General features: G+C 65.0%; 15 protein-coding genes and 2 tRNA genes. 14 read left to right on the top strand and 3 right to left on the bottom strand.

Annotated features, from left to right (window positions below; all coding sequences use genetic code 11):
- Nucleotides 1-350: 350 nt before the first annotated feature.
- From QH276_RS07755 to QH276_RS07690, 14 genes are all read left to right on the top strand, one after another.
- A complete protein-coding gene (locus tag QH276_RS07755) occupies nt 351-1364 on the top strand; it encodes an HNH endonuclease signature motif containing protein (protein ID WP_280398467.1) in 1014 nt (337 codons plus the stop codon).
- A 104-nt stretch (nt 1365-1468) separates the two neighbouring features.
- On the top strand, nt 1469-2848 hold the full coding sequence (locus tag QH276_RS07750; RefSeq protein WP_280398468.1) for a helix-turn-helix domain-containing protein: 1380 nt from the start codon (nt 1469-1471) through the stop codon (nt 2846-2848).
- A 15-nt stretch (nt 2849-2863) separates the two neighbouring features.
- Nucleotides 2864-3775 (top strand): NAD-dependent epimerase/dehydratase family protein, encoded by a 912-nt coding sequence (locus tag QH276_RS07745; protein ID WP_348536951.1) that lies wholly within the window; start codon nt 2864-2866, stop codon nt 3773-3775.
- A gap of 371 nt (nt 3776-4146) precedes the next feature.
- Entirely contained in the window at nt 4147-4614 is a 468-nt protein-coding gene (locus QH276_RS07740; RefSeq protein ID WP_280406678.1) for a hypothetical protein, read from the top strand.
- Nucleotides 4615-4616: 2 nt separating this feature from the next.
- On the top strand, nt 4617-4874 hold the full coding sequence (locus QH276_RS07735; RefSeq protein ID WP_280398470.1) for a hypothetical protein: 258 nt from the start codon (nt 4617-4619) through the stop codon (nt 4872-4874).
- Entirely contained in the window at nt 4874-5545 is a 672-nt protein-coding gene (locus QH276_RS07730; protein WP_280398471.1) for a DUF2637 domain-containing protein, read from the top strand. The genes QH276_RS07735 and QH276_RS07730 overlap by 1 nt, the downstream gene beginning before the upstream one ends.
- A gap of 239 nt (nt 5546-5784) precedes the next feature.
- Nucleotides 5785-7107 carry an FtsK/SpoIIIE domain-containing protein gene (locus tag QH276_RS07725; RefSeq protein WP_280398472.1) on the top strand — a complete coding sequence of 441 codons (1323 nt, stop codon included), beginning with the start codon at nt 5785-5787 and terminating at the stop codon, nt 7105-7107.
- Complete coding sequence (locus QH276_RS07720) at nt 7104-7280, top strand: hypothetical protein (protein ID WP_280398473.1); 177 nt, start codon at nt 7104-7106, stop codon at nt 7278-7280. Before QH276_RS07725 ends, QH276_RS07720 begins: the two co-directional genes overlap by 4 nt.
- Nucleotides 7277-7606 carry a hypothetical protein gene (locus QH276_RS07715; protein WP_280398474.1) on the top strand — a complete coding sequence of 110 codons (330 nt, stop codon included), beginning with the start codon at nt 7277-7279 and terminating at the stop codon, nt 7604-7606. Before QH276_RS07720 ends, QH276_RS07715 begins: the two co-directional genes overlap by 4 nt.
- The gene (locus tag QH276_RS07710) at nt 7603-7779 is read left to right on the top strand and encodes a hypothetical protein (protein ID WP_280398475.1); all 177 of its coding nucleotides are present in this window, start codon (nt 7603-7605) and stop codon (nt 7777-7779) included. The genes QH276_RS07715 and QH276_RS07710 overlap by 4 nt, the downstream gene beginning before the upstream one ends.
- Nucleotides 7776-8423, top strand: a complete 648-nt coding sequence (locus QH276_RS07705; RefSeq protein ID WP_280398476.1) for a hypothetical protein — start codon at nt 7776-7778, stop codon at nt 8421-8423. Before QH276_RS07710 ends, QH276_RS07705 begins: the two co-directional genes overlap by 4 nt.
- The gene (locus QH276_RS07700; RefSeq protein WP_280398477.1) at nt 8423-10120 is read left to right on the top strand and encodes a replication initiator; all 1698 of its coding nucleotides are present in this window, start codon (nt 8423-8425) and stop codon (nt 10118-10120) included. The genes QH276_RS07705 and QH276_RS07700 overlap by 1 nt, the downstream gene beginning before the upstream one ends.
- A 14-nt stretch (nt 10121-10134) precedes the next feature.
- Nucleotides 10135-10308 (top strand): helix-turn-helix transcriptional regulator, encoded by a 174-nt coding sequence (locus tag QH276_RS07695; protein ID WP_432278609.1) that lies wholly within the window; start codon nt 10135-10137, stop codon nt 10306-10308.
- A 4-nt stretch (nt 10309-10312) separates the two neighbouring features.
- Nucleotides 10313-11470 (top strand): tyrosine-type recombinase/integrase, encoded by a 1158-nt coding sequence (locus QH276_RS07690; RefSeq protein ID WP_280398479.1) that lies wholly within the window; start codon nt 10313-10315, stop codon nt 11468-11470.
- 98 nt (nt 11471-11568) lie between these two features.
- Here QH276_RS07690 and QH276_RS07685 read toward each other — a convergent pair.
- The 3 genes from QH276_RS07685 to QH276_RS07675 form a co-directional block, all read right to left on the bottom strand.
- Nucleotides 11569-11641: transfer RNA gene (locus QH276_RS07685), tRNA-Arg, on the bottom strand.
- A 37-nt stretch (nt 11642-11678) separates the two neighbouring features.
- Nucleotides 11679-11768: transfer RNA gene (locus tag QH276_RS07680), tRNA-Ser, on the bottom strand.
- A 92-nt stretch (nt 11769-11860) separates the two neighbouring features.
- A partial coding sequence (locus QH276_RS07675) for a dienelactone hydrolase family protein (protein WP_280406677.1) occupies nt 11861-12383 on the bottom strand: 523 nt, incomplete at its 5' end.

The following is a 12383-nucleotide window of genomic DNA, read 5'->3' as shown; positions in this document are numbered from 1 at the left end:
CTGACGAATCAGGCCCCGCGGATGTTCGCAACTCCCGCGGTGGTCGCCCTTACCCGGGCGAGACCCGCGGTGAACAGCCAGTACGCGGCGGCGGTGGTGGCCAGGGCCGGCCAGGCGATCAAGGCGGGGGTGGCGTTTGGGCCGGGTTCGGGGGGGTGCGTCCCCCGCGGGCGGGGGGCGCGTTAGCGCCGGCGCCTCTTGATCCTGTATGGCGAAATTCGGCAACGCCGTGACTCTCGGGCTGACTGATTGCGCGCGAACGACGTGGTAGCTGTCGGTGGTTGCGTCTAAGGTGCGTCGTCAACGGTTGAGCTGTTCTGGCGCAGTGCGTTTGGATCGAGGAGGGTGCGTTGCCTGCATGGGCTTTCAAGTCGGTCGGTGAGGACCGGGAGTGGTACAGCAACGAGGGGTACCCGGACATCGCCGGCGTCCAGTACGTCTACACCAACACGGTCGGCAACTGCCTGCGGGTCAAAGAAGGTGACACCGTGGTGGTCCATGATCGCGAGTTCGTGCACGGGGTGTCGCGCGTTGGCTCGATCACGGTCAAGCACGATGTGGAAGTCACGATTCGTCGATGCCCCGAGTGTGATCAGGCGAAGGTCGAACAGCGCAAGCGCGCCAGGCCCGAGTTTCGGTGTAGTGGCTGCAAGGCGGAGTTCCCCAAGCCGAAAGAAGTCGAGGAGACCCGCACCTACTACACCGCGAATATCGCCGCGGACTGGCGGTCCCTCGACGGGGCGCTCACCACTGAGAAGCTGATGGAGCTCCGCGCCAACAATGACCGACAGAGCTCGATACGGCCTCTGGACCCGACAGGGCTCGAGGAACTGCTCAACCGGATCGGCCTCATTACTCCGGTTACCGGGACGGCACCGCCGGCAAGGGCACCCCGCGGAGCTCGGACTGCCAAGCCGATCAGACGAGTAGCGGAGGTCCCGGGCGGTTTGCGAGATGCGCGCGTCCCGGTCCGGACCGGCCAGAGTAAGTTCCGGGCTCAGCTCGTAGAACGCGATGGGCTTCGCTGCGCGATCATGGGCGAGTGTCCGGCGGTGGTGTTGGAAGCGGCCCACCTGAGGAAGTACGCCGACAACCGGACGCACGTGATCAAGGAGGGGATCCTCCTGCGCCGGGATATCCACTCCCTGTTCGACAGTGGACAGATAGCAATCGACCCCTCGACGAAGAGGGTCGTAATCTCCCCGGAGCTCGACGGCTACGCCGAATACCAGATACTTGCCGGCCGGCGGGTGAAACTACATGAGGTCTGCGAACTCGCGCTTGCGGACCACTTCAAGTCGGCCACGGCCGGTTGGGGTACCGATGGGGTGTCGTTTAGCTCTGCGCTCGACGAGGCTGGCTGATCCGACCGGTCGTGGGGCTAATCCCCACACGTATTTGGTCGGGGTCTGTGGCTGTCTTGGTGCTAGAGTTGGGTGGATAGCCACCTAGGGGAAGGATCGGCGCCATGTCGAGTGCAACGCACCAATCGCGCCTCAGTGACGTGCTCAAGGCGTACATGCGGGCACATGGGTTGACGCGACACGAGGAGATGGCTCGTGTTCTTGGGGTTGACCGGACCCTAGTTTCCAAGTACCTCAGTGGCGCCAGAGTCTGCCGCGATGTAGACCAGCTCCGACAATTCGCCGAGGCAATGGATCTTCCTCCTGAGACGTTCGGGTTGATGAGCCCTCCCGATCTTGCGCAGGCGGAGAGGGACGACGCGGTGACGGAGTGGCGGTTGGTTCGTCAAACGCTCAATCGGAACCGACACGCACTGACGGCTGCCGCCGCTCGTCTGTACTGGGACGTGGTTCCGATTGAAGGGACGACGTGCATCACCCGGCCTGAATGGTTGGCGCCGCAGCCTATTGATCTCAGCTCGATCATGCTGGATTTCGACGAGGCAGCCGCTCCGCCCGAACTCGACGGGAGCGAGGTGGAGTCGGAGCCCTACCGGCCGGTGCGGTCCAACGGCGAACGATTCGGACGGTACAGCCAGGCAATTCGGGCCATCGCACAGCCGGCCCTATTTGAGAACCGGACATCGTATCGGCTGCTCAACGCGTCCTTTGATGGTGAAACGGCGCGTATGTCATTCGGCCTGACCACCTATTTCGACATGGTGGACGTATGCGAGGTCGTCGCGCACGAGACGGCAGCTGCCTGGGTGGCGAAGCGAAGAGAACGGATTGACCTCCAGGAGCTACCTTTCCGGCGGCGGATCGGTGATCTGTTCGACCCCGGGCGTAGGCCGATCCTGCCGAGCATCAATACGCTGACGATTCGACGGGCTCCGGAGGGGGACACGTTCTTTCTGCATCGCCGCGGGTCGTCAATGGTGACTCTCGCTGCTGGTCTTACTCACATCATTCCGGCGGGGGTGTTCCAGCCGGCCGCGATCGGGCAGGGAAACGTAGCGCGCGATTTCGATCTCTGGCGCAACATGCTGCGTGAATTTTCGGAAGAGTTCCTCGACGCGCCGGAGCACGATGGGAGCAGTGGGACTCCGGTTGATTACGACGCAGAACCCTTCCGCACTCTTACTCAGGGGCGGGAAGCCGGCAAAGTGAAAGCTTGGTGCTTCGGTCTTGGTCTTGATCCTCTCGCGCCGGCGGGTGAGATTCTGACGGCGGTCGTAATGGACTCTGATGTCTTCGATGCCGCATTTCCGCGCCTGGCTCCGCGCAATGCGGAGGGTGAGCTCTATCCATCCGAGGCGGGGACAGTTGGCATCGGATGGACCGACGTGAACGTGCGACAGGCGCTCTATCGTGAGCCGCTGGCCGCCGCCGCCGCTGCCTGCATAGCCCTGACCTGGCGGCACCGTGAGCTTTTGTTGCAGTGATGACATGATGGCCACGTGCGAGTATTGGTGACTGGTGCGAACGGCTACGTCGGTCGCGCTGTGGTGGCGTCCCTGGCTGGTCATGGCCATACGCCGGTCGCTATGGTCCGTAGTCCGAGGGCAGACATCAGCGGAGCCGCCGAGGTTCGGGTCGCAGACTTGCTAGATCATCAATCATTGCGCCGCGCGGTCGCGGATGTGGACGCCGTCTGTCACCTCGCCGGGCTGACTAGAGCGCGCGAGTCGCTAGAAAGTCCCCTCCGCTACTTCCGAGTCAACACGTCGGGAACGGTCGAGCTACTCGACGCAATGGCCCGAGAAGATGTTCAGCGGCTAGTTTTCGCCTCCACGGGTTCGATATACGGCACACCCGACCGGCAGCCAATGACCGAGGACCTTCCGGCCGCCCCGCCCCATCCGTACGCGAGCAGCAAGCTTGCGGCAGAGTTCGCGATCGAAGCGCAGTGTGGACGGGGCGACCTCTCTGCGGTCATCATTCGAATGCTCAATGTGGCCGGCGGGGCAGACCCGGATCCGACACGTCTGGTGCCTCGTGCCCTGCGCGCCGCAACTGGTGAATCCGTATTGGGCGTGAACGGTGATGGCTCGGCGGTCCGTGACTACGTGCATATCGCGGACGCCGCGGACGCTTTCGTTGCTGGAATCAAACATCTACCGCCTCAGGGGCGGGCCATCACCTACAACATCGGTAGCGGTGCGGGGAGCAGCGTACGGGACGTTATTGCCGCGGTTGAACGTGTCACCGGCGAGCATGTCTTAGTGGATCACCGTCCGCCCGCCCCGGAGCCGGCCGTTTTGATCAGCGACCCGTCGAAGGCCATCGCGGAGCTTGGCTGGGCGCCGCGTCGTTCGAGCATCGACGCGATTGTCCGCGATGCTTCGACCGCGAACTTCACAAGCCGCTGACAATCATCCTTCTGGTGGAGTTCCCCTAACTGGCCTAACGGCTTTCGAAGCCGGGGGACGCGCCGGCAGCGAATCGGTGTCGCCTGCCAGCCAGCGCAAAAACTCGATCACATGGGCGTTCATGTTGGAGCCCACCTGTTGCACAGCTTCCTGAGCCCGCGCGTACAGCTCCGGGTCCGGCCGGTACACGCGTGCTGGGTGCTGATGCTTGCTCGGCATACATACGAGCATGTCACGGTGGCTAGCCAAGAGTCCATTCATGCCTTATAGTTAAAGGTGGCTAGCCACCCTGACCTGCTGTGACACATCGTCACACGCGGTGGCGCATCGGCCAATCAAGCTGAAATCAGCCAACCAACAAGGAGTTCATGATGGCGATCAGCAAGGGTTTCCGGTTTCCGATCGAGTCCGGCACGGCGTTCCCGAAGCGGCTGCTCCTGATGGGTCCGATCGGTCCGGCGATCAAGTACAACCCGGACCGCAACGCGACCCCGGAGCAGATGATCGACTACAACCCGAAGACGCAGGAGGGCACCGGGCTGCCGCTGTGGAAGGCCACGGTCACCGACCCACACGAGGCCAGCGAGGGCAAGGGCAAACGGGCGTCGTTCGAGATCACGTTCGTGTCCCGGCACCAGCCGGTACCGGCCGGTGAGCAGATCACCGACGACATGTGGTTCATCGAGGTCGAGGGCCTGACCGCGGAGCCGAAAGTGATGGGCCAGGGCGAGTTCAAATACCTGGGCTACACCTACCGCGCGACCGGCATCAAGGGCGACACCAACACCCCGAAGGCCAACCCCGCCAACGGCAACGCCAGCAACGGGAAGGCGGCGTGACCATGTCGTTCTTCAGCACCACCGTTTCCGGCTACGACGGGCTCACCGCCGAGTACCGACCCGCCTACGAAGCCGACAACCGGGAAATCCCGGCCGCGGTGTTCGTCCGCCTCGACGGCGAAAACGCCTACCTGATGCTGAGCATCGAGGACACCCAGGTTCTGGCGGCTCAGCTGCCTCTGGTCCTGGCCGAACACCAGCGGGCCGCGCGTGACCCCGAGGTGTCGGCCGCCTGGTCCGGGGAATCGAAGGCCGCGTGATGAGCGCACATGCTGATCGTTCGGCGTGGTTGATGAGGGCGGCGGTAGGCGCGGCGGTGGCGATCATCGTCGGTGTCGGTATCGCCGCGTTCGTCCTGTCCTACGACACCCTCCGCGACCTCGCCCAACTCGCCGGGATCAAGAAAGCGAATTCGTGGCTGTTCCCGGTGATCGTGGACGGCACCATCGTTCAGGCCACCGTGTCGGTGATGGTGCTGTCCGGCCACCCGGCCGAGCGTCGCTGGTTCTCCTGGGTCCTCGGAGTGTCGGCGTTCGTGTCGGTGGCCGGCAACAGTCTGCACGCCTTCACCGATGGCTCGCACCTGGATCCGTGGTTGTCGGCGGTAATCGCGGCGATTGCCCCGGTAGCGCTGCTGGTGGACACCCACGGCGTGGTGATGCTGTTCCGCGCAGCCCGTACTCCCGCGGTGAAACCCGCTGTCGAGCCGGTCGAACAGACCACGCCCGAACCTGATCTGACCCCGGCGCCCGAGACACCTGCTGCCTCGGTCCCGGCTGTCGCTGAACCTGTCCGTGTTCCCGAACCGGCGACCCTTCCGATTCCCGCTCCGGCGGCGGTGGTGCCTGTTCGGCCTGTCCCTCCTGTTCCTGTTGTTCGTCCGCGTCCGGTGGTTCAGCAGATGCTGCCGCTCGCGATCGGGGGTGCCTGATGTTCTCCAAAATAAACTGTCCTGGCTACCGCGGTCCTGGTCCCGCTGCTGGCTGTTGTCCCTGCCGCCGATGCCGTGGCCGCTCCGGTTCCGTGCTCGATGTTCTGCGAGGACCAGCCGCCCTCGGCGAAGAAGTGCGTGATGTTCTGCACCGAGCCGCCCGCTCCGCCGGCTGATGCGCAGGGTTGCCGTCTGTTCTGCGACCTGGGCAAGCCCTCCGCTCCGGGGGAGGTGGCGTGATGATCTCGCCTGACCTGCTGATCATGGGCGGTTCCGCCGCGGCTACAGCTCTGATGATGTGGCGGTGGCGTTGCGCCGATGGTGTATGTGCTCCCGCCCCTGGCGACCCGGTAGGGGCTGCTCCGCTGGATTTGCGTCCTGCGGTTTCGGTGGTCACCGATTCGGCACAGTTGGCGCTGATGTGGCCGGCACTGGGTCTGGGGTCGTGGGAGACCGGGTTCCCGAGTGTGGTGTCTGCGGATTACACCCCGGCCGGCATGACTGTGCTCGTTCAGCTGTTGGGTGGGCAGAAGCTCAAGGACTGGACCAACGACGACACCCGCGACGCCATCGCCCAATATCTGGCCGTCCCTACGGTCGCGGTGGAATCGGCGGGCCCGGGGTTCGTGCGCTTGAATCTGCGGACCAACGACACCTTGGCCGAACCACTGGCTACCACCCGTGCGGTCATCGCCGATGACGTGGATCTGAACGCGGTGCCGGTCGGTGTCACCGAAGACGGCGATACCTGGGCGGTCCCGATCCAGGGCCGTCACATCCTGCTCGGCGGCCGGACCGGGTCCGGGAAATCGGGTGTGTTGCAGGCAATAATCCAGGGCATCGCCCCGGCCATCGCTTCCGGCCGTGTCGAGCTGCGGGTGATCGACCCCAAAGGCGGAATGGAACTCGGATTCCTCGAACCGCTGTGCACCCGCTTCGAGTGCACCATGCCCGAAACCATGATCGCGATGCTGGAGGAAACCGTCTCCGATATGCAGGAGGCGGCAGCGAAGTACCGCGGCAAGGTCCGCAAGCCGGTTCCGACACCGGAGAACCCGCTGACGGTGGTCCTGATCGACGAAGCGGCGACGCTGTCGGCGTTCACCGATTCCAAGCTTCAGAACCAGTTCAAACGCGCTCACGGCCTGCTGCTGTCCCAAGGGCGGGCGCCGCTGTTCTCTGTCATCGAAACGGTGATCGACCCATCGAAGGAGACGGTGCCGCAGCGGCAGTTGTTCCCGTACCGGATTGGCCTTGGGATGGACGAACCGACTCAGGTCGCGATGATCCACGGCCAGGGCGCCCGGGAACGGGGTTCACGCTGCGACGAGATCCCCACCACCACACCGGGTGTGTGCTTCGTGCAGGAGGACGGCAAAGCCTCCATCACCCGCGCCCGCGCCTATCTGGTCACCGATGAGGACATCGACTGGGTGGTCGAGCACTACAAACCGACCCCGAAACCGCTGTCTCTCGCACCCGGACCGGATGAGGACGGGCCTGCCTTCGATCCGACAACTTTCGACCCCGATGACTTGGGAGACGGGACGGTGGCGGCATGAACGCCAAAGACGATGTGGTGGACCCGGCGGCTCGTCGTCGCTGCGCACTGGAGCGCGCCGGCCACGACCCGGTCTCGGTGGCGGTGGGCATGTTCGCCGAAACCGGACAGGTCCCGGGCTGGGACTTCACCACCTACCACGACGATCACGGGGATTCGGGGTGGGCGGCATGAGCGAGCCGGTCCGTAGCTATTGGAGACCGGCCCAGGGCCTGGACTTCGGGCGGGTCGCTGTTTCGGCTGATCGTGGCGGCGTCCGTGATACCGGCGAGGTTTTCGCCAGCCTTCAGCAGAGCCCTGATGGTCGGGACCTGGTGCAGGTCACCGTGCACAAAGAGTCGCAGTTCGCCGCCGTCCTTCAGCTGACCATGGCCGTTGACGACGCCATCGCTGTAGTCGGCGCATTGCAGGGCGTCATCGACGACGCCCTCACCCGGTCCGGACAGTCTCCCCGCCCGGCCACACCGGTACGGATCGACAGATCGGGGCGGGCGGCATGAGCAACACCCAGGCCGGCGCTACCGACGAGTTGAGCGAGCGTCCCCGCCTTGTCGTGCAGGCCACCGACCACACGCACCGCAAACGGTCCCGCCGGGTCCGCAAGAACCTGCACGAACCCTGCCCCGGCCAACTCCCCTTGTTCGACCCGATTGATTTCGAGGACCAGTCATGACCACCCACCGGCACCACGAACACGACCGCCACGACCGCAAAGACCCGTTTGACCTGCTCGGCCTCGCAGTCCTCAACACCGGCTGGTATCTGATCATCGGCGCGGGCGTCGCGATCCACTGGGCGATTCTGTTCCCACCGATCTCGGTCCCGCTCGCCCTGGCGATCACCGCGGGTGTGTTGTTCGGGTGGCCGTCCGGGCTGGCGCTGATGGTGGTGTTCACCGCGGGGATCATGCTCTGGCGTCGCCGGCGTCCGGAGATGTTCGAGCGGTGGATCACCCGGCGGGCCCGGACCCGGTTCCTGACCTGGTGGCGGTATCAGCGGAACTGGGCGCGCCTGATGAAAGCCTGCCACCTGGCCATCACCGCCGAAGGCCGCACCTACACCCCGCGACTGCTGGCCGTCGAGATCGGTCACGCCACCGACCGGGTCCGGCTGCGGATGCTGGAAGGGCAGGCCCCGGCCGACTACGAACACCGCACCGACCATGTAGCCCATGCATTCAAGGCCGATCAGTGCCACGCCTCGGTCATCGGGCCGGCCACCGTCGAACTCACCTTCCGCCACGGAGACGCCCTGGCTGACGCGGTGGTGCTGCCGCGGGTGGACCACTGGACCAAGCCGGAAGGACACGCCGCCTGATGACCGCTCCTACCCCTATCACCAGCGGGGTCCCGAACCGGCAGACCGCGGCACAGCGTCGTAGCCTGCCGGATTTCCGGGATATCGCCGAAGCCACCGCCGAAAAATACGGGGTCTGCACCCGACCCCTGGTCATGAAGGTCTTCGACCCCGAGCTCGGGAAGAACCGCTACGTCGGCGTCCCCTGTAAAGCCTCCCTCGAATCGGTGTGCCAACCCTGCGCGATGCGGCACAAGTTCCTGCGCGCCACCCAACTGCGCGAGGGCTGGCACATGGAGACCGAACCCGAACACACACCCCTGGAACCCACCGACGCCCAAATCGACCTCCTCACCGCCCGCTCCGATCTCTTCGACACCTTCCAGCGGGCCAAGGAAGAGGACGACACGTCGATGATGGACGCGGTCCGGGAGGTGGTCGCGGATCTGGATGCGGAGATGAAGGAATCCGGGTTCCGCGGTCGCCTGCCCGCCCTGGACCCGACCGAGAAGACCCGCCGCAAACGCTCCACCCGCCGGCGCCAGGATGCCCCGAATCTGCCGCGCCGCAAGGTCTCCAAACACACCATCGGGCGCCAGTTCGCCGGCAAGTACCGGCCCTCAATGTTCGTCACCCTCACCCTGCCCAGCTACGGGCAAATCAACCGCGACGGCGCCGGGTTCGACAAGAAAGGCAACCCGGTCTCCGACGGCTCACCGCGGGACCCCAAGACCTACGACTACCGGACCGCAGCGCGGGATATCGCGTTCTTCGCCGACCTGGTGGACCGATGGATACAGAACCTGCGGCGGGTGGTCGGCTACAACGTCCAGTACTGGGGCGCGATCGAACCCCAGCGCCGCGGTGCCCCGCACCTGCACATCGCCCTGCGGGGCGCGATCTCGCACAAGATCATCGAACAGGTCACGGCCGCGACCTACTTTCAGGTGTGGTGGCCCCGCTTCGACCCCCAAGACGAGATCTACCCCGGCGACCTCGTCCCGGTCTGGGACCCGGGCAAGGCCACCTTCGTCGACCCGCACTCCGGGGCCGCGCTGCTCGATATCGAAGACGCCCTGGATGTGTTGGGGGAGATGGAGGAGTGGCGGCCGGCGCATGTGATTCGGTTCGGGGAGCAGGTCGATTCCAAGGGCATCCTCGGCGGAACCCAGGAAGCCGCCCGCCACATCGGCTACATGACCAAATACCTCACCAAATCGATCAACGAAGTCCTCGAACCCGAAACACAACGCGCCGCCGACCACTACGAACGCCTCCACGCCGAACTCCAGCACGTGCCCTGCTCGAAAAGCTGCCCGGTCTGGCTGCGCTACGGCATCGTCCCCCTCGGCGCCACCGACAAAACCGTCCCCGGTCGGTGCCGCGGCAAAACCCATCGCCGGGACCTGCTCGGCATCCCCGGCAAGCGGACCCCGAACTCACGACAGTGGTCAGGCAAGACCCTCCCGGACCATCGCGCCGATCGGGTGGAGTTCGTCCGGGCCCTGCTCGCCGAACACGGCATCGAAAAGCCCGACAACCCCAAGCTCCGATATTCGCTGGTCAAACCCGGTGACAAGAGCGCCCCACCGCGGGATCACATCATCATGGGCGAAATCGCTCGACGCCTGGCCTGGCGTGCCGAGTACAACCGCGCCCTACTCGGCGCCGGCCCACCAGACGAACTCAAAATTCCCGCAATCCCGGAAGCAGCCTAGGAGAGGACACGATAATGGCGCGTTTGCTCACTGAGAAGGACGTTCGGCAGCGTATTCCGATCGGGCACAGCAAGTACTACGAGCTGATCGGCTCGGGAGAGCTGCGGTCGGTGAAGATCGGGCGTCGGCGGTTCGTGACCGAAGAGGCGGTGGCGGACTACATCGCGGCTCTCGACCAGGCGGCATGAATCTGTGCCGAGACAGCGTATGACCCCGGGGGAGTGGGGCAAGATCACGGTTACCGAGCAGAGCAAGGGTCGGTTCAGGGCCTCTGTGTACGTCCGGGATGAGGACGGCCAGCGTCGACAGGTGAAGCGAACCGGCTCCAGTGCTGAGGATGCTCGTCGTGCACTGCTCCGGCATCTGAAGAAGCGGACCACACCTGTGGAAGGTGAGGTGATCACCGAGCGAACCTCGTTGCAGGAGCTGTTCGAGGCGTGGATTGCCACCAAAGAGCACCTCCGTCCGCAATCGGTGAACGCGTATCGGCAGACGTGGGCGAAGTACGGAGACCGACAACTCGGGGCGTTGCGGGTACGTGAGCTGTCGACCAGCCGTGCTGAACGTCACATCGGCCGGTTGCCCGCGTCCAGGGCCCGGACCTTGCGGGTGGTTCTGCTGGGCATGTTCTCGCTGGCGGTTCGGTATGACCTGCTGCCGGTGAATCCGATCCGGGAAGTGACCCGGAAGGCGGGGAAGCCTGCTCCGGCTCGAGCATTGACCCCGGAAGAGTTCGCGGCGGTGCGTTCGGCGGTGCGGGTCTATCGCGATCAGGAGAAGGTGAGCGGTCCTCGCCGGGGCCGCCTGCTGCCTGAGTTCGTCGACCTGTTGGCCTCGACGGGGTGCCGGCCGAACGAGGTGCTTTCCCTGAGATGGTCGGATGTCGAGCTGCTCGCTGATCCGCCGACGATCACGGTTGCGGGCACGGTGGTCGATCATGGGCGAGTCGCTGGGGAGGGTCTGCACCGCCAGGAACTCCGTAAGGGTGGCGCGCCGGATCACACGGTGGTGCTTCCGAGGCTGGCTGTGGAGGCGCTGACCGTCCTGTTCGGGGAGTCTGGTGCTGATCCGGATGGGCCGGTGTTCGCGAACCGGAACGGCGGTTGGATGAGCTTGGCGAACCTGCGTCGATCCCTCCGGGCTGCCTTGCCTGATGAGCTTCGGTGGGTGACGCCGTACAGCTTCCGCCGGACCGTGGCGACGTTGGTTCGGGACGACCTCGGGCCGGCGCAAGCTCAGGCGCAGCTTTCCCACGCCAAGCTGTCGACGACCGAGCAGCATTACCTCCAGCGTCAGACCCGGGGGCCGGATGTCCGGGCAACGCTCGATCGGTACGCGGAGGGAAAGTAAGCACTTGAATGTAAGACGAAAGTAAGTCGTTTTGCCCTCTCGGCCCTGTATGCAAACCGCCCCGCTACCTGTTTATGCTGGTAGCGGGGCGGTTTCTGTGCGCCCGAAGGGATTCGAACCCCTAACCTTCTGATCCGTAGTCAGATGCTCTATCCGTTGAGCTACGGGCGCATACGCGTTATTCAGTTGTCACCCGGTGAACCGGGTGTGGCGGAGGCGAGAGGATTTGAACCTCCGGTCCCCGTGAAGGGACAACTCATTAGCAGTGAGTCCCATTCGGCCGCTCTGGCACGCCTCCTGGAGCCTTCTCTTCGAGGGCACCGGTCCTTTCGAACCGCCGAGCAGAAAGGCTACCCGAGCTTGGTACGAAACTGCAAAACGGCTGGTTGATCAGCGTAGGTGGCTGTCGAACCAGTCGAAAATGCGGGTTTGCGAGTCGATGAGTTCGTCGGCGTCGTCCTCGTCGGCACCGGGTTGGTCGGCGCGGTGCAGCAGGCCCGGGTAGTTCACCACGAGACTCGCGACCGCCGCCTGGGCGGTGGCATCGCGCAACTGGTCGACCTCATCCATCGGGGTACTCGATTCGGCTCCGAACAGGCCGAGCCACGGGGCCTGCAGGCGGGGGGCGGCGGCGACCAAGGCTTCGGCCTGCTCGGTGAGCGGGGTGGTGATACCGGGGGCGCCCACGCTCACCGCGGCGCCGATGGGGCGGTTGGTGGCCACCAGGAAGGCGGCGGTGCCGGCGGTGTCGAAGCCGAGGGCGCCGATGCAGTCGGGGAAGACCCCGCGGTGGGTGAGCCAGTCGAAGCAGGCGTCGAAATCCTCGAACAGTTCGTCGCCGAAGACTCCGGTTGTGGCGGCGGTGGCGCGGTGGAAAAGGTTCGGGGCAACCACCAGCCAGCCCGCGCCGGCG

Source organism: Nocardia carnea, from assembly GCF_029869215.1.
Taxonomy (GTDB): Bacteria; Actinomycetota; Actinomycetes; order Mycobacteriales; family Mycobacteriaceae; genus Nocardia; species Nocardia carnea_B.
Note: the sequence above shows the minus strand (reverse complement) of the source record. Positions and strands in the feature narration are given on the sequence as shown.

Coding starts and splice junctions, on each gene's coding strand:
- QH276_RS07750 (WP_280398468.1), top strand. CDS start 1,469: ATGTCGAGTGCAACGCACCAATCGCGCCTCAGTGACGTGCTCAAGGCG.
- QH276_RS07740 (WP_280406678.1), top strand. CDS start 4,147: ATGGCGATCAGCAAGGGTTTCCGGTTTCCGATCGAGTCCGGCACGGCG.
- QH276_RS07735 (WP_280398470.1), top strand. CDS start 4,617: ATGTCGTTCTTCAGCACCACCGTTTCCGGCTACGACGGGCTCACCGCC.
- QH276_RS07730 (WP_280398471.1), top strand. CDS start 4,874: ATGAGCGCACATGCTGATCGTTCGGCGTGGTTGATGAGGGCGGCGGTA.
- QH276_RS07725 (WP_280398472.1), top strand. CDS start 5,785: ATGATCTCGCCTGACCTGCTGATCATGGGCGGTTCCGCCGCGGCTACA.
- QH276_RS07720 (WP_280398473.1), top strand. CDS start 7,104: ATGAACGCCAAAGACGATGTGGTGGACCCGGCGGCTCGTCGTCGCTGC.
- QH276_RS07715 (WP_280398474.1), top strand. CDS start 7,277: ATGAGCGAGCCGGTCCGTAGCTATTGGAGACCGGCCCAGGGCCTGGAC.
- QH276_RS07710 (WP_280398475.1), top strand. CDS start 7,603: ATGAGCAACACCCAGGCCGGCGCTACCGACGAGTTGAGCGAGCGTCCC.
- QH276_RS07705 (WP_280398476.1), top strand. CDS start 7,776: ATGACCACCCACCGGCACCACGAACACGACCGCCACGACCGCAAAGAC.
- QH276_RS07700 (WP_280398477.1), top strand. CDS start 8,423: ATGACCGCTCCTACCCCTATCACCAGCGGGGTCCCGAACCGGCAGACC.
- QH276_RS07695 (WP_432278609.1), top strand. CDS start 10,135: ATGGCGCGTTTGCTCACTGAGAAGGACGTTCGGCAGCGTATTCCGATC.